Here is a 14,322-nt window from a genome sequence, read left to right as displayed (position 1 = left end):
TCCCTCGCCACTCCCTTGGCCACTCCCCTGGCGACCACCGCCCCCGTCAGCCTGCCGCTGCCCGCGGCACCGGCCGACAGCGCCGGCGTCGACAGCGAAATGATCCAGGTCGCCCGGCTGCTGTGGCCGGGCCCGCAGTCGGTCGAGCCCGTCGCCGGCGGCCTGTTCAACCGGGTGTTGAAGGTCAGCTCGCCGGCCGGCACGCACTACCTGAAGCGCTTCACCGAAGTCGCGTTGTCGGGCGACTTCCCGCCGCTGCCGACCCGCGCCGCCCAGCGCTGCCTCGTCGCCTGCAGCTGGCACGACCTGGCGTCTCGCGCCTGCGTGATGCCGCCCCCCGCGCAGCCCCCCGGGCAGCCCCCCCGGCAGGCCGCCATCCGGCAACCCACCGCCAGGCCGCTGACCGTGCCGGCGCTGATCGCGATCCAGAGCGAGTACGACATCGTTGCAATGGACGCCGCGGCCGGCGCGCCGCTGCACGAGCGGCTGACGTCCGGGCCCGGTGACAAGGCGGTCGACGCGGCCGCCCTCGAGCTGCCGCTGCGCTCGATCGCGCGCTGGCTGGGTCGGTTGCATGCCTTGCCGCTGCAGCCGCGCAACGCCCTGCTCGCCGCGAGCCGGCCGTTCAAGGCCTTCAAGATCGAGCTGCAGTACGTCCGGCTGCTCGACGAATTGCCGCCGCGTTTGCACCGTGCGGCGCGCGCCTTCATCGACGACTACCTGGCGCTCGAAGCCGAGCCGGTGCACGGCGACCTGAACTCGCGCAACTTGCTCGTCGACGCCGACCACCGGGTGTCGGTGATCGACTTCGAGCAAGGCCACTTCGGCGAAGGCAGCTACGACCTGGCCTACCTGCTCAGCGAGTACGCGATCCGCGCACTGAACCACGACCGCGACCCGCTGCCGATCGTCGCCCGCGCCTGGGACCACTACGGCAGCACCCGGCTGCCGGCCGATCCGTCGGCCTGGCAGCGGCGCCTGCACCTGCACCTGGCCTTCCAGTGCCTGTACCGGCTGGTCGGGCCGACGCGCGCCGTCTGGACCGGCCACCTCGACGAGCCCGCCGGCCGGCGCGTGCGCGACTGGAGCCTCGGCATGCTGGAGCGGCTGCTGTGAGCCGGTCCTGGCGGGAGTGGCGGGACTGGCGAGAGTGGCACCACTGGCGCGACCGGCAAGGCCTGCACCTGGCGCTCGCCTACGTCGGCTTCTTCCTGCCGAGCGGCGTGCTGCTCGGCTACCTGCCGCCCTTCCTGCGCGACAAGGGGCTCGCGCCCGACGAGGTCGCCTGGGTCTTCAGCACGGTGTTCGGCGTCAAGCTGCTGACCGGGCCGCTGCTCGCGTGGTGGGCCGATGCATCGCGGCGCCAGTCGAGCCTGCTGTGGGCGGCGGCCTGGGCCGGCTGCGCCGCGGTCTGGCTGCTCGGCTGCTCGACGCATTTCGGCGGGCTGCTGATCGCCGTGGTCGCCATCGCCGCGTGCCGCAACTATTTCCAGAGCCTGCTGGAGGCGCTCGCGACCCGGCTCAAGGATGCCGGCGGCGGCGCGCGCTATGGCTCGATGCGGGCGCTCGGCTCGGCTTCGGTGTGCGCCGGGGTGGTGCTGTTCGGCGGGCTGTGGTCGGCCGGGCCGGCGTGGCAGCGGGCCGCGTTGCCGATGCTGGTGCTGGTGTCGGCGCTGGTGCTGCTGGTCAGCCTGCGTGGGATGCAATCGGCCGTGCAGGCGATGGTGCAAGCCGGACGATCGGGACACACGGGACGCATGGGACGCACGGAAAAAGCGGGAACAACGAGCCCGGCAGGGGCCGAGGTGCACCCGCCCGGCGCCGAGCATCATGCGGCGGCGATGTCCCGGCGCACGCCACCATCGCTCGCGACCGGCAGCGGCCTGCTGCTGCTGGCAGGCGCCACGTTGCTGATCGGCGCCAACGGCGTGTTCTACAGCAGCGCGACGCTGCTGCTGCAACAGCGCGGTGTCGGCGGGCCGGCCATCGCCGCGCTGTGGTGCGCCGCCTTCGGCGTCGAGGCGCTCGGCTTCGCCGCGTTCGACCGCCTGCGCGCCCGCTGCGGCAACGCCCGGGTGTTCGGCGTGATCGTGATGCTGTCGCTGCTGCGCTGGTCGCTGCTCGCCGCCGATGGCGCCCTGCCCTGGCTGCTGCTCGGCTTCGTGCTGCACGTCGCGTCGTTCTCGTGGATGCACGCGCTGTGCGCGCTGTGGGTCCGCGACCTGAGCCCGAGCCGCTATGCGATCACCGGCCAGGCGGTCTACACGGCCTGCGCGCACGGCATCGGCCTGGCCGGCGCCGCCTGGTTTGCCAGCCGCGCACTGCCGACCTGGGGCGCCGGCGTGTACGGGTTGGCGGCCACGATGACCGCCGCCGGCGCGCTGGCGATCGCGGCACGCGCGGCGCTGGCCGAACGGGCGCGCGTCGGCGCGGCGCTGCAGGCCTGACAGGCCGCGGCCCTTGTCCGTCGCCGCAGCGGCCCCACGCGTCCACTCCGACAAGAAAGCCCCCATGAGAGATTGCTCGCTACTCGCTTCGCGGCTGTCGCAGGCCACGCTCCAGCACTGCCCGCATGCGCTGGCGGTCGCGCTCGGCGGCTCGCAGGCCAGCGGCCGGCACGACGACCAGTCCGACCTCGACCTCGTCGTGCTGCTCGCCGAGGGCGCCCTGATCGACGGCGCCCGGCAGGTCGCCGCCGCGCTGCTGCCGCTGGTCACCGAGCCGGTGCAACTGGTCGGCGGCCCGACCTGGAAAGAAGGCTTCGGCTGCCGCACCTCGGTGCTGTACGCCGACGGCTTCAAGCTCGAGCTGTTCGTCGTGACCCCCGACACGCTGCCGGTCGTCGAGCGCGTGCTGCGCTGGCAGCCGCTGTGGGGATCCCGCCACCTGATGCCGCTGCAGGCCGCGGTGGCCCGCCAGCTGACCAACGACCGCATTGCGGCACGCGCCCAGTTCGACGTCGGCTATGCGCACATGTCGATCTGCCGCCACCTGTCGCGCGGCGAGCTGTTCGCGGCGCGTCACGTGCTGTCCAGCCTGATCGCGATCGCGCTCGCGCTGCGCCTGTTCCAGCTGGGCCGCGCCTACGACCCGGTCGCGAGCGTCAAGCGCATCGTGCGCGAAGGCCTCGACAGCGACCGCGTGGTGCGCGAGATCGAGGCCGCATCGACCCTGCTCGGCGGCAACGCCCTGCAACTGGCCGCGGCACTGCACGCGCTGCGGCGCGTCTGCTGGGCGGTGCTGCGCGACCTGCCGGAGCGCAGCAAGGGCACCTGCACGGCGCAGCAGCACCTGGAGCAGATCGCCTCGGCCCCCGAGCGCTGGATGGAAGCATGCGCCGGCGCGGTCGCGGCGCGCGAGTACGTCTCGGAACCCGCCCCGCTCTCAGAAGTGAATGCCCCGCATCATCTGCTGCAAGGCCATCGCCTCGGGTGACAGCGTCGGCTTGCCGGTTTTGTCCCCCTTGGCCGCCGAACTGTCCGGGAACATCCGGAAGCTGGTGTTCATCACGATCTGCGCAATGCGCGGCACCAGCGCATGCAGCACCTCGCCGGCAATGCCCAGCCGCGTCGCGATGCGCACCGGCTTGTAGACGCAGGCCTGCGCGATCATGTCGGCCGCCTCCTCGGGCGCGAGCGTCGGCACGTTGTTGTAGATCTTGGTCGGCGCGATCATCGGCGTGCGCACCAGCGGCATGTTGATGGTCGTGAAGGTGATGCCGGTGTCGGCGTACTCGCTCGACGCACAGCGGGTCCAGGCATCGAGTGCCGCCTTGCTGGCCACGTAGGCCGAGAAGCGCGGCGCATTCGTCAGCACGCCGATCGAGCTGATGTTGACGATGTGGCCCTTCTTCTTCGCGACCATGCCCGGCAACAGGCCCATCGTCACGCGCAGGCAGCCGAAGTAGTTCAGCTGCATCGTGCGCTCGAAGTCGTGGAAGCGGTCGTAGCTGCTCTCGATCGCGCGGCGGATCGAGCGGCCGGCGTTGTTCACCAGGAAGTCGACGCCGCCGAAGTTCGCGTTGATCCAGTCGATCAGGTCGCGGCAGCTGGCTTCGTCGGCGATGTCGGACGAGAAGGTCTCGACGCGCGCGTCCTTGCCGGCGGCCAGCAGGATCTCCTTGCGGGCCTCGGCCAGCTTGGCTTCGTCGCGTGCGCAGATCAGCGTGATCGCGCCGGCCTCGGCGAACTTGATCGCGGCCGCCAGGCCGATGCCCGACGAGCCGCCGGTCACCAGCACCACCTTGCCGCCCACCGTGCCGCGCAGCGAGCGGTCGATCAGCAGCGCCGGGTCGAGATGGCGCTCCCAGTAGTCCCACAGCCGCCAGGCGTAGTCGCGCAGGTCCGGGCACGCGATGCCCGAGCCCTTCAGCGCGGCCAGCGTGTCGCGGCAGTCGAATCGCGTCGGGTAGTTGATGAAGGTGAAGATGTCTTCCGGCAGGCCGAGGTCCTTCATCACCGCGGCGCGCACCCGGCGCACCGGCGCGAGCGCCATCAGGCCCTTCTTGACGCTGCGCGGAATGAAGCCGAGCAGCGCGGCGTTGATGAACAGGTTCATCTTCGGCGCATGCGCGGCCTTGCTGAAGATGTCGAGCACGTCGCCGACGCGGTAGCCCTGCGGGTCGACGAGGTGGAAGCACCTCCCGCCGAGCTCCGCCTTCGCGTGGCTGATGTGGTCGAGCGCCGCGACGACGAAGTCGACCGGCACGATGTTGACCCGCCCGCCCTCGAGGCCGACGCTCGGCATCCACGGCGGCAGGATCTGCCGCATGCGCTGGATCAGCTTGAAGAAGTAGTACGGGCCGTCGATCTTGTCCATCTCGCCGGTCTGCGAATCGCCGGCCACCATCGCCGGGCGGTACACCGTCCACGGGACCTTGCACTCCTTGCGCACGATCTTCTCGCTCTCGTGCTTGGTCATGAAGTATGGGTGGTCGAGGCCCTCGGCCTCGTCGAACATGTCCTCGCGGAACACGCCCTCGTACAGACCGGCGGCGGCGATCGAGCTGACGTGGTGCAGGTGGCCGGCGTCGATGGCGCGCACGAACTCGACGACGTTGCGCGTGCCTTCGACGTTCACCCGCACCTGGCTTTCTTCGTCGGCCGCGAGGTCGTAGACGGCGGCCAGGTGGTAGGCGTGGTCGATCCTGCCCTTCAGCGCCTTCAGCGCATCGGCCGCGACGCCGAGCTTCTTCGCGGTGAGGTCGCCGTAGACCGGAACGGCGCGTGCCTTCGTGACGCCCCAGTACTGCAGCAGTTCGTCGACCTTCCCCTCGCTCTCGGGCCGCAGCAGGAAGTGCACCGTCGCGCCGCGGCGCTGCAGCAGGGTCTTGACGAGGCGCTTGCCGATGAAGCCGGTGGCGCCGGTGACGAAATACTGCATGCAGTCCTCCTGGGGGCGATCCGATCAATCTGGCGATCGGGTTGATTTCGTTCGATTCTTGACCAAACCCGTGCGCACGCTGCTGCGCGATTACCCGAGCCCGCCGCTGGCCGCACCCGCCGCGCATAGAGGCCGCGCCCTAGAGAAAGCGGATGCCGCACGCGAGGGGCGCTCCTATAGTCGCGCGGCGACGTTCAACAACCGACAGAGGAAGACATGGTCAAGAAACTCCAGAAGATGGCCGAGAAGAAGAGCGCCTCGGCGGCCGGGCTGCTCGACAGCGCGTTCGCCGGCACGGTGAAGGATTCGGCGCAGCAGATCTGGCTGGCCGGCCTGGGCGCCTTCTCGAAGGCCCAGGAAGAAGGCAGCAAGGTGTTCGACGCGCTGGTCAAGGAAGGCGTGAGCCTGCAGCGCAAGACCCAGGCAGTGGCCGAGGAGAAGATCGGCGAGGTCACCAACCGGATGAGCGGCATGGCCGGCGACGTGAGCGCCAAGGCCGGTCAGCACTGGGACAAGCTGGAAACGATCTTCGAGGAACGCACCGCGAAGGCGCTGGCCAAGCTGGGCGTGCCGAGCGCGAAGGACGTGGCCGCGCTGACGAAGCGCATCGACGAGCTGAACGCGAAGGTCGCCGGCCTGAACGGCGCGGCGCCGGCCAAGGCGGCACGCAAGGCTGCCGCCAGGACCACCAGCACGGCAGCCGCGAAAACAAGCACGAAGGCGCCCGCCAAACGGGCCGCGCGCAAGGCGGCCTGACCGGGCGCGGCCCGGCGGGGCCGCTCGTCAGCGTGCTGCGGCGCAGTCGCTCAGGGCCGTTCGGGCGTGAAGGCGGCCTTCTTCGGGAGCGCCGCTGCGGGCTTGCCGCTCACCGAGCGCTCTTCCCACTCCTGCTCGGCCTCCATGAAGGTCGTGACGCTCGCTTCGCGCACCTGCACATGCGTCGTGTCGCCGAAGTCGGGCTGGCGCGTGCCGGCGGTGATGCGCGTGCGCGCCAGCGTTCCGGAGGCGCGTGCGCGCAGCAGCGTCAGGCCGCGCGCCGACCAGTCCATCACCAGCGTGTCGAGCTGGGCCATCGCCTTGCGCAGCAACTCGGCCGGCAGGTCCTCGAAGGCCTTCATGCCCTTGGTCTTCAGTGCACGCTCCAGCATGTTGAGGTGCACCAGCACGCTGCGCGAACGCGGATCGCGGTCGAGCACCGCGGCCAGTTCAAGGCGCATCGCCTGCACGTCGGCGGTGTCCGACGGCGTCATCTTCAGGCCGTCCATCGACGTGTCGCCGAAGCGGGTCGCCGGGTCGTCGAGCACCAGCTTGAAATCCAGGCCCTGGCGCTTCAGGCGGACCGGCCGGCGGAACAATCGCTTCAGCCAGCGCACCGGGTTCTTCAGGAAGGCGTTCGGGTCGGCGGCCGGCTTCACTGCCTGGGTGGCCTTGGCCCCCTTCGAAGCCTTCGAAGCCTTGGCGGTCGACATCGGGGGCGCGGCAGGCTTTTCGCCGGGCCTGGCAGCGCTCCTGGATGCGCTTGAGGGTGCGCTCTTGGGCAGGCTCTTCGCCGCCCCCTTCGCGGAGGCGGGCTTGGTCTCGGGCTTGGATTGGGTCGGAAACTTCATGGATGCCTTGTCAGCCCGCCGGGCGCAACGAGGATCGTGCCACGAGGGGCCATGGCGCCGTCATCGCAATTCGCCGTCAATTGCTGCCAGCAGGCAATCCATCACGGTTTGATTGCGCACCGATGCGGTGCCCGATGGACCCGGCATCATCCTGCAAACCACCCTGGAAACAACCACAGCGCACCCGCCGTCATCACGAGGTAGCGTGCGAACTTGCCGATCGCCATGAATCCGACGCAGGGCCAGAACGGCAATTTCAGCCAACCGGCCACCGCGCACAACGGATCGCCGACGATCGGCAGCCACGACAGCAGGCAGGCCTTCGCGCCGAAACGTTGCAGCCAGCGCAGCACGCGCACCTCGTGCGGCTTGTGCTTCACATGCTCGTAGGCCTTCTCGGCGCCGTAGCCCATCCACCAGGTGATCGCACCGCCCAGCGTGTTGCCGGCGGTCGCGACCAGCACCGCGGGCCAGAACATCGTGGCGTTCAGCTTGACGATGCCCAGCACCATCGGCTCGGAGCCCATCGGCAGCAGCGTCGCGGAGATCAGCGCGACGACGAAGACGGAGGAAAGTCCGAATTTCGGCAGCGCCAGCAGCGCGATGAGGGAGTCGATCCATGCATCCATCCGCGGGCATTATGCGCAGACCCCAAGGGCTATACTCTGCCTCCTTTTTTGGCACTCCCCCCATCATGCCCACCGGCCCCGTCATCGGCAACATCGTGCTGCCGAACCGCTTGTTCGCCGCGCCGATGGCAGGGGTCACCGACCGGCCGTTCCGCCAGCTGTGCAAGCGGCTGGGCGCGGGCTATGCGGTGAGCGAGATGGTGACCTCGCGGCGCGAGCTGTGGAACAGCCTGAAGACCTCGCGGCGCGCCAACCACGACGGCGAGGTCGCGCCGATCGCGGTGCAGATCGCCGGCACCGAGCCGCAGATGATGGCCGAGGCCGCCGCCTACAACATCGACCGCGGCGCGCAGGTCATCGACATCAACATGGGCTGCCCGGCGAAGAAGGTCTGCACCAAGTGGGCCGGCTCGGCGCTGATGCAGGACGAGCCGCTCGCGCTGGCGATCATCGAGGCGGTGGTCGCCGCCTGTGCACCGCGCCATGTGCCGGTGACGCTGAAGATGCGCACCGGCTGGTGCCAGGCCGAACGCAATGCGCTCGCGATCGCGCGCGCCGCCGAATCGGCCGGCATCGCGATGGTGACGGTGCACGGCCGCACGCGCGAACAGGGCTACGGCGGCCATGCCGAGTACGACACCATCGCCGCGGTGAAGGCCGCGCTGCGCATCCCGGTGGTGGCCAACGGCGACATCGACTCGCCCGAGAAGGCCCGCGAGGTGCTGGCCGCGACCGGCGCCGACGCGCTGATGATCGGCCGCGCGGCGCAGGGCCGGCCGTGGATCTTCCGCGAGATCGCGCACTTCCTCGACACCGGCGAGCACCTGCCGGCGCCGGAGGTGCTGCAGGCCAAGGGCTGGCTGCTGGAGCACCTGCACGAACACTACGGCCTGTATGGCGACTACGCCGGCGTGCGCACTGCACGCAAGCACATCGGCTGGGCGGTGCGCGCGCTGCCCGGCGGCGAGGGTTTTCGCGCCCGCATGAACACGCTGGACACCTGCGAGGAGCAGGTCCGCGCCGTGACGGACTGGTTCGATCAACTGGCCGACACGCACCATCGGCTGCCCGCGGCCCACCCCGGCGGCGCAGCCAACCACGATCTCATCGAACAACAAGCATGAGCAAGAAGCACATCGAAGAATGCATCCGTGACAGCCTCGAGACCTATTTCAAGGACCTGCGCGGCGTCGAGCCGAACGCCATGTACGACATGATCCTGAAGGTCGTCGAGAAGCCGCTGCTCGACGTCGTGATGAAGCATGCCGACGGCAACCAGAGCCGGGCCGCCGAATGGCTGGGCATCAACCGCAACACGCTGCGGCGCAAGCTGCTCGACCACAAGCTCACCAAATAATCGAGACCCTCCGGGACACCTTATGCAAGCCCTGCTTTCCGTTTCCGACAAGACCGGCGTGCTCGATCTCGCACGCGAACTGCACGCCCTCGGCTGCAAGCTGCTCTCCACCGGCGGCACCGCGAAGCTGCTGGCCGACGCCGGCCTGCCGGTGACCGAGGTCGCCGACCACACCGGCTTCCCCGAGATGCTCGACGGCCGCGTGAAGACGCTGCACCCCACCGTGCACGGCGGCCTGCTGGCCCGGCGCGACCTGCCGGAGCACATGGCGGCGCTGAAGGAACACGGCATCACGACGATCGACCTGCTGGTCGTCAACCTGTACCCGTTCGAGGCCACGGTGGCCAAGCCCGGCTGCACGCTCGAAGACGCGATCGAGAAGATCGACATCGGCGGGCCGGCGATGGTGCGCTCGGCCGCGAAGAACTGGAAGGACGTCGCGGTGCTGACCGACGCGTCGCAGTACGCCGGCGTCGTTGCCGAGCTGAAGGCGAGCGGCAGCGTCAGCCGCGAAACGAAGTTCAGGCTGTCGGTGGCGGCGTTCAACCGCATCGCCGACTACGACGGCGCGATCAGCGACTACCTGTCGTCGCTGCAGGCCGACGGCAGCCGCAGCGCCTTCCCGGCGCAGAGCAACGGCCGCTTCGTGAAGTTGCAGGACCTGCGCTACGGCGAGAACCCGCACCAGGCGGCCGCGTACTACCGCGACCTGAACCCGGCGCCGGGCTCGCTCGTCACCGGCCTGCAGCTGCAGGGCAAGGAGCTGTCGTACAACAACATCGCCGATGCCGATGCGGCCTGGGAATGCGTCAAGTCCTTCGGCCCCGCCGACGCGCCGGCCGCCTGCGTGATCGTCAAGCATGCGAACCCGTGCGGTGTCGCGATCGGCGCCGATGCCGCGCAGGCCTACAGCAAGGCACTGCACACCGACCCGAGCTCGGCCTTCGGCGGCATCATCGCGTTCAACGTCGAACTCGACGGCGCGGCCGCGGCGCTGGTCGTCAAGCAGTTCTCCGAAGTGGTGATCGCGCCGTCGTTCAGCGCCGACGCGCTGGCGGCTTTCAAGGGCAAGCCGAACGTGCGGCTGCTGCAGATCGCGCTGCCGCCGGGCGGTGCCACGCCGTGGTTGCAGGGCCGCAATGCGCAGGACGTGAAGCGCGTCGGCTCGGGGCTGCTGATCCAGACCGCCGACCTGCATGAGCTCGCGCTCGCCGACCTGAAGGTCGTCACCGTCAAGCAGCCGACGCAGCAGCAGATGCTCGACCTGCTGTTCGCGTGGAAGGTCGCGAAGTACGTCAAGAGCAATGCGATCGTGTTCTGCGCGAACGGCATGACGCTCGGCGTCGGCGCCGGGCAGATGAGCCGCGTCGATTCATCGCGCATCGCGAGCATCAAGGCCGAGAACGCCAAGCTGTCGCTGAAGGATTCGGCGGTCGCGAGCGATGCGTTCTTCCCGTTCCGCGACGGGCTGGACGTGGTGGTCGATGCCGGCGCGAGCTGCGTGATCCACCCGGGCGGCAGCATGCGCGACGACGAGGTGATCGCCGCCGCGAACGAGCGCGGCATCGCGATGGTGCTCACGGGCATCCGCCACTTCAGGCACTGATGACGACCGCGAGCGATCAAGCGGCCTCCGTGGAACCGGCTTTGCCGGGCCACTGGAGGCGCCCCCTTGAGGGGGAGGCGCGCAGCGCCTCGGGGGTGGGCCGATGACCCGTCCCGAGCTCGTCGGACTGCTGCTGTCGTCCATCGCCCGCCTGATCACCGGTGCCCAGGGGCACTGGTACGGCAGCCCGCCGAAGGCCGAGCAGCGCATCTACTTCGCCAACCACCAGAGCCACTTCGACTGGGTGCTGATCTGGGCGTCGCTGCCGCACGACCTGCGGGCGCAGACGCGGCCGATCGCCGCGCGCGACTACTGGACCTCGTCGCCGCTGAAGCACTGGATCACGCGCGAGGTGTTCAACGCGGTCTACGTGAGCCGCGTCCGCACCGAAGACGAAGACCCGCTGGAGCCGCTGGTCGACGCACTGCGCAACGGCGACTCGCTGGTGATCTTTCCCGAAGGCACGCGCGGCAACAAGGGCGAGCCGCAGGCCTTCAAGGCGGGCCTGTACCACCTCGCCGAGCAGTTCCCCGACGTGCACCTGATCCCCACCTGGATCGACAACGTGCAGCGCGTGATGCCCAAGGGCGAAGTGGTTCCGGTGCCGATCCTGTGCTCGGTGACCTTCGGCGCGCCGATGACGCTGGCGGTCGGTGAAGACAAGCGCGTCTTCCTCGACCGCGCGCGCTCGGCGGTGATGGCGCTCAGCAAGGTGGCCGCCTGATGGGTGCGCTGCGCCAATTGACGGTGACCCAGCAGGTCGGCCTGCTGTTCGTGATCATCTTCGGGCTGCTGGCCATCGTGACCGGCCTCGCGTTCGCGCGCTCGCTGCGCGAGCTGTCGCCCGAGATGGCCGAGCTGACCGAGCGCTTCCGGCGCGAGCTGCGCGCGGTGTGGATCGGCACGGTGCTGTTCTGGGTCGCCTGGGCGTCGGGCGCGTTCATCGCGACGCTGCTGTTCGCGCTGATGAGCTTCCTCGCGCTGCGCGAGTTCATCACGCTGACGCACACCCGGCGCGGCGACCACCGCGCACTGCTGGCCGCCTTCTTCGTCGTGCTGCCGGCGCAGTACTTCCTGGCGGGCACGCGCCACTTCGACCTGTTCACCGTGTTCATCCCGGTCTATGCGTTCGCGGCGCTGCCGATCCTCGCGGCGCTCGGCAACGACGCGACGCGCTTTCTCGAGCGCACGGCGAAGATCCAGTGGGGCACGATGGTCTGCATCTACGGCATGAGCCACGCACCGGCGCTGCTGCTGCTCGACTTCGAGGGCTACCAGGAGCGCGGCGCCTTCCTGGTGCTGTACCTGGTGCTGGTGGTGGCCTGTGCGCAGGGCGTGCAGGCGCTGGCGAGCCGGCGCGTGCGAGCCCTGCCGGTGGCCCGGCACATCGATCGCCAGTTCTCGTGGCGCGCGTTCATCATCGGCGCGCTCGGCGGCGGCCTGGTTGGCGGGCTGCTGTACTGGATCACGCCGTTCAAGCCGGCGCAGGCGCTGCTGATCGGCTTCATCGCATCGGGCTGCGGCACGCTCGGCTCGCTGGTGATGCAGGCGCTGAAGCGCGATGCCGGCGTGCGGCGCTGGGGCAACCGGGCGTCGGTGACCGGCGCGGTCGGGCTGCTCGACCGCGTCGCGCCGCTCGCGTTCGCCGCGCCGGTGTTCTTCCATTCGGTGCGCTGGTATTTCGACGCATGAGAGACGCCTGACATGCGCATCCTCGGCATCGACCCTGGCCTGCGGACCACCGGCTTCGGCGTCGTCGACGTCGACGGGCAGCACCTGCACTACGTCGCGAGCGGCACCATCAAGACCGATGCCGCCGACATCGGCCACCTGCCGGCGCGGCTGAAGATCATCTTCGACGGCGTGCGCGAGGTCGCGGCCCGCTACGAGCCGCATTGCGCGTCGGTCGAGATCGTCTTCGTCAACGTCAATCCGCAGAGCACGCTGCTGCTCGGCCAGGCGCGCGGCGCGGCGCTGACGGCGCTGGTGTCGGGCAACCTCGACGTCGCCGAATACACCGCGCTGCAGATGAAGAAGGCCATCGTCGGCCACGGCCAGGCGCGCAAGGAGCAGGTGCAGGAGATGATCATGCGGCTGCTGAAGCTGCCCGGCCTGCCGGGCAAGGACGCGGCCGATGCGCTGGGCCTGGCGGTGTGCCATGCGCACGCCGCGAAGTCGTTCGCCGCGATCGAGCGGGCGACGCAGCGCACGCGCACGACGCGGGCGCAGTTCAAGGCGGGGCGCACCTACTGATGATCGACACGATGTGGCAAGCCGCGCGGCGGTGCCTGGCGGCCGGGGTGCTCGCCGCGACCGCGGCCGCGGCAGGGTCGCTCCACGCCCAGGAGACGGCCTCGTTCCCGCCGCTGGAAGCCTCCGGCGCCGCGCCCTACGTCATCGGCACCGAGGCCGACCTGGCCGCGTCGCCGAGCTGGACCGACCTCGAAGCCCTCGCGCTGAAGGAGGCCACGCTGACGCGCGGCTCCTTCACCGGCGTCGACGGCGTCAAGATCCACTACCGGCTGTACCAGCACCGCGCCGAGACGCGTGGCGGCGTCGTGATCTCCACCGGCCGCACCGAAGGCCTGGCGCTCTACCAGGAAACGGTGCGCGACCTGGTGCGCAGCGGCTACTCGGTCTACATCCACGACCACCGCGGCCAGGGCTTCTCGCAGCGGCTGCTGCCGCAGGACGACTCGATCGGTCACGTCGAGAACTTCGACGACTACGTGAACGACCTGGCCAGCTTCGTCGACGGCCCGGTGCGCGCCGCGCGCGTCGGCCGGCCGCGGCCGCTGTTCCTGCTGGCGCATTCGATGGGCGGCGCCGCGGCCGCGTTGTTCCTCGAAGCCTCGCCGTCCGCGCGCATCGCCGCGCTGGCCCTCGTCACGCCGATGATGGCGCCGTGGGCCACCGGCGCCAGCAATGCCGGCGTGACGGCGCAGCTCGCCGACTACCTGTGCGACGGCGGCACGATGCAGCTGTCGGGCCTCGCGTGGCTGATGCCGAAGAGCTATGCCGAGGGCACGCCGTTCGACCCCGCCTACGAACTGATCCGGCAACGCGCCCCCGACGCGCCGAACGCGCTGACGCACAGCGCCGCGCGCTTCAAGCGCCACTGGGACATGCGCGCGCAGGCGCGCTGCGACGGGCCGGACTGCGGCTCGCCGCATGCCAAGGTGGGCGGCGTCTCGTACCGCTGGTTCCAGCAATCCTGCGGCGCCGCCGAGCGGGTGCGCGGCGAGGCGGCAGGGCACATCCGCCAGCCGGTGCTGCTGCTGCAGGGCGAGCAGGACGTGGTCGTGAAGCCATCGGCGCAGAAGACCTTCTGCGACACCCTGAACGCGGCGCACGGCGCCGGCTACTGCATCGGCCGCACGGTGATGCAGGGCAAGCACTCGCTGCTGATCGAGGCCGACCCGTACCGCATCCCGGTGCTGCACCGGGTGCTCGGCTTCTTCGACTGCGTGGGCAGCGGCGCGGCGCGCTGCGAGTGAACGGCGGTCGCCCCACCTAGAATCGCCGCGTCCGCCTTGATCGGCGGACAGCGTTCTCAGGGCGGGGTGGAATTCCCCACCGGCGGTATCCGTGAGCGATCACGGGAGCCCGCGAGCGCCCGTTCATGCAGCGGCCAACACCGGTGCGAGAACGGGGTCAGCAGACCTGGTGCGATGCCAGGGCCGACGGTCACAGTCCGGATGAAAGAGAAACGCGAGTACCACGGGTGCAGCAGCTTCGGTT

The 14,322-nt window shown here is 70.0% G+C and carries 14 protein-coding genes and 1 riboswitch; of the genes, 11 read left to right on the top strand and 3 right to left on the bottom strand.

Going from position 1 to position 14,322, the window contains the following annotated elements; translation table 11 throughout:
- Nucleotides 1-15 precede the first annotated feature (15 nt).
- From ASC98_RS30950 to ASC98_RS28885, 3 genes are all read left to right on the top strand, one after another.
- On the top strand, nt 16-1,116 hold the full coding sequence (locus ASC98_RS30950) for a phosphotransferase family protein (RefSeq protein WP_056805806.1): 1,101 nt from the start codon (nt 16-18) through the stop codon (nt 1,114-1,116).
- Nucleotides 1,113-2,447, top strand: coding sequence for an MFS transporter (locus tag ASC98_RS28890; protein WP_056805803.1), 1,335 nt, complete (start codon nt 1,113-1,115; stop codon nt 2,445-2,447). Before ASC98_RS30950 ends, ASC98_RS28890 begins: the two co-directional genes overlap by 4 nt.
- Nucleotides 2,448-2,511: 64 nt before the next feature.
- A complete protein-coding gene (locus ASC98_RS28885; RefSeq protein WP_056805800.1) occupies nt 2,512-3,435 on the top strand; it encodes a nucleotidyltransferase domain-containing protein in 924 nt (307 codons plus the stop codon).
- Here the strand turns inward: ASC98_RS28885 and ASC98_RS28880 are convergent.
- On the bottom strand, nt 3,385-5,382 hold the full coding sequence (locus ASC98_RS28880; RefSeq protein WP_056805798.1) for an SDR family oxidoreductase: 1,998 nt from the start codon (nt 5,380-5,382) through the stop codon (nt 3,385-3,387). The genes ASC98_RS28885 and ASC98_RS28880 overlap by 51 nt on opposite strands.
- Before the next feature lie 216 nt (nt 5,383-5,598).
- On the opposite strand from ASC98_RS28880, the gene ASC98_RS28875 reads away from it, so the two are divergent.
- Nucleotides 5,599-6,138, top strand: a complete 540-nt coding sequence (locus ASC98_RS28875; RefSeq protein ID WP_056805795.1) for a phasin family protein — start codon at nt 5,599-5,601, stop codon at nt 6,136-6,138.
- A 50-nt stretch (nt 6,139-6,188) separates the two neighbouring features.
- Here ASC98_RS28875 and ASC98_RS28870 read toward each other — a convergent pair whose 3' ends face one another.
- Together ASC98_RS28870 and ASC98_RS28860 are read right to left on the bottom strand one after the other, a co-directional pair.
- A complete protein-coding gene (locus ASC98_RS28870) occupies nt 6,189-6,851 on the bottom strand; it encodes a hypothetical protein (protein ID WP_157598098.1) in 663 nt (220 codons plus the stop codon).
- A 284-nt stretch (nt 6,852-7,135) separates the two neighbouring features.
- Nucleotides 7,136-7,618, bottom strand: a complete 483-nt coding sequence (locus ASC98_RS28860) for a YqaA family protein (protein ID WP_056805785.1) — start codon at nt 7,616-7,618, stop codon at nt 7,136-7,138.
- A 65-nt stretch (nt 7,619-7,683) separates the two neighbouring features.
- Here ASC98_RS28860 and dusB point away from each other — a divergent pair, with 65 nt between their 5' ends.
- The 7 genes from dusB to ASC98_RS28825 all read left to right on the top strand — a co-directional run bounded on the left by dusB (nt 7,684) and on the right by ASC98_RS28825 (nt 14,078).
- Complete coding sequence (gene dusB / locus ASC98_RS28855; RefSeq protein WP_056805782.1) at nt 7,684-8,742, top strand: tRNA dihydrouridine synthase DusB; 1,059 nt, start codon at nt 7,684-7,686, stop codon at nt 8,740-8,742.
- Nucleotides 8,739-8,975: a Fis family transcriptional regulator gene (locus ASC98_RS28850; protein WP_047500781.1), complete on the top strand. Its 237-nt coding sequence runs from the start codon at nt 8,739-8,741 to the stop codon at nt 8,973-8,975. The genes dusB and ASC98_RS28850 overlap by 4 nt, the downstream gene beginning before the upstream one ends.
- Nucleotides 8,976-8,997: 22 nt before the next feature.
- On the top strand, nt 8,998-10,581 hold the full coding sequence (gene purH, locus ASC98_RS28845; protein WP_056820619.1) for a bifunctional phosphoribosylaminoimidazolecarboxamide formyltransferase/IMP cyclohydrolase: 1,584 nt from the start codon (nt 8,998-9,000) through the stop codon (nt 10,579-10,581).
- A 103-nt stretch (nt 10,582-10,684) separates the two neighbouring features.
- Entirely contained in the window at nt 10,685-11,305 is a 621-nt protein-coding gene (locus ASC98_RS28840; RefSeq protein ID WP_056805776.1) for a 1-acyl-sn-glycerol-3-phosphate acyltransferase, read from the top strand.
- Nucleotides 11,305-12,273, top strand: a complete 969-nt coding sequence (locus ASC98_RS28835) for a phosphatidate cytidylyltransferase (protein WP_056805773.1) — start codon at nt 11,305-11,307, stop codon at nt 12,271-12,273. Before ASC98_RS28840 ends, ASC98_RS28835 begins: the two co-directional genes overlap by 1 nt.
- A 12-nt stretch (nt 12,274-12,285) precedes the next feature.
- Nucleotides 12,286-12,834 (top strand): crossover junction endodeoxyribonuclease RuvC, encoded by a 549-nt coding sequence (ruvC, locus tag ASC98_RS28830; RefSeq protein WP_056805769.1) that lies wholly within the window; start codon nt 12,286-12,288, stop codon nt 12,832-12,834.
- 11 nt (nt 12,835-12,845) lie between these two features.
- Nucleotides 12,846-14,078, top strand: a complete 1,233-nt coding sequence (locus tag ASC98_RS28825) for an alpha/beta fold hydrolase (RefSeq protein ID WP_157604871.1) — start codon at nt 12,846-12,848, stop codon at nt 14,076-14,078.
- A 48-nt stretch (nt 14,079-14,126) separates the two neighbouring features.
- A riboswitch (FMN riboswitch) is annotated at nt 14,127-14,296 on the top strand.
- Nucleotides 14,297-14,322 lie beyond the last annotated feature (26 nt).

This window comes from Rhizobacter sp. Root1238 (assembly GCF_001425825.1).
Classification (GTDB): domain Bacteria; phylum Pseudomonadota; class Gammaproteobacteria; order Burkholderiales; family Burkholderiaceae_C; genus Rhizobacter.
The sequence above is the reverse complement of the archived record's forward strand: the minus strand, read 5'-3'. Positions and strand labels throughout refer to the sequence as shown.

Excerpts from the sequence above, each read along its gene's own strand:
- ASC98_RS28860 (WP_056805785.1), bottom strand. The coding sequence starts at position 7,618 with ATGGATGCATGGATCGACTCCCTCATCGCGCTGCTGGCGCTGCCGAAA.
- ASC98_RS28840 (WP_056805776.1), top strand. The coding sequence starts at position 10,685 with ATGACCCGTCCCGAGCTCGTCGGACTGCTGCTGTCGTCCATCGCCCGC.
- ASC98_RS28870 (WP_157598098.1), bottom strand. The coding sequence starts at position 6,851 with ATGTCGACCGCCAAGGCTTCGAAGGCTTCGAAGGGGGCCAAGGCCACC.
- ASC98_RS28825 (WP_157604871.1), top strand. The coding sequence starts at position 12,846 with ATGTGGCAAGCCGCGCGGCGGTGCCTGGCGGCCGGGGTGCTCGCCGCG.
- ASC98_RS28835 (WP_056805773.1), top strand. The coding sequence starts at position 11,305 with ATGGGTGCGCTGCGCCAATTGACGGTGACCCAGCAGGTCGGCCTGCTG.
- ASC98_RS28885 (WP_056805800.1), top strand. The coding sequence starts at position 2,512 with ATGAGAGATTGCTCGCTACTCGCTTCGCGGCTGTCGCAGGCCACGCTC.
- ruvC (WP_056805769.1), top strand. The coding sequence starts at position 12,286 with ATGCGCATCCTCGGCATCGACCCTGGCCTGCGGACCACCGGCTTCGGC.
- purH (WP_056820619.1), top strand. The coding sequence starts at position 8,998 with ATGCAAGCCCTGCTTTCCGTTTCCGACAAGACCGGCGTGCTCGATCTC.
- ASC98_RS28875 (WP_056805795.1), top strand. The coding sequence starts at position 5,599 with ATGGTCAAGAAACTCCAGAAGATGGCCGAGAAGAAGAGCGCCTCGGCG.
- ASC98_RS28880 (WP_056805798.1), bottom strand. The coding sequence starts at position 5,382 with ATGCAGTATTTCGTCACCGGCGCCACCGGCTTCATCGGCAAGCGCCTC.
- dusB (WP_056805782.1), top strand. The coding sequence starts at position 7,684 with ATGCCCACCGGCCCCGTCATCGGCAACATCGTGCTGCCGAACCGCTTG.
- ASC98_RS28850 (WP_047500781.1), top strand. The coding sequence starts at position 8,739 with ATGAGCAAGAAGCACATCGAAGAATGCATCCGTGACAGCCTCGAGACC.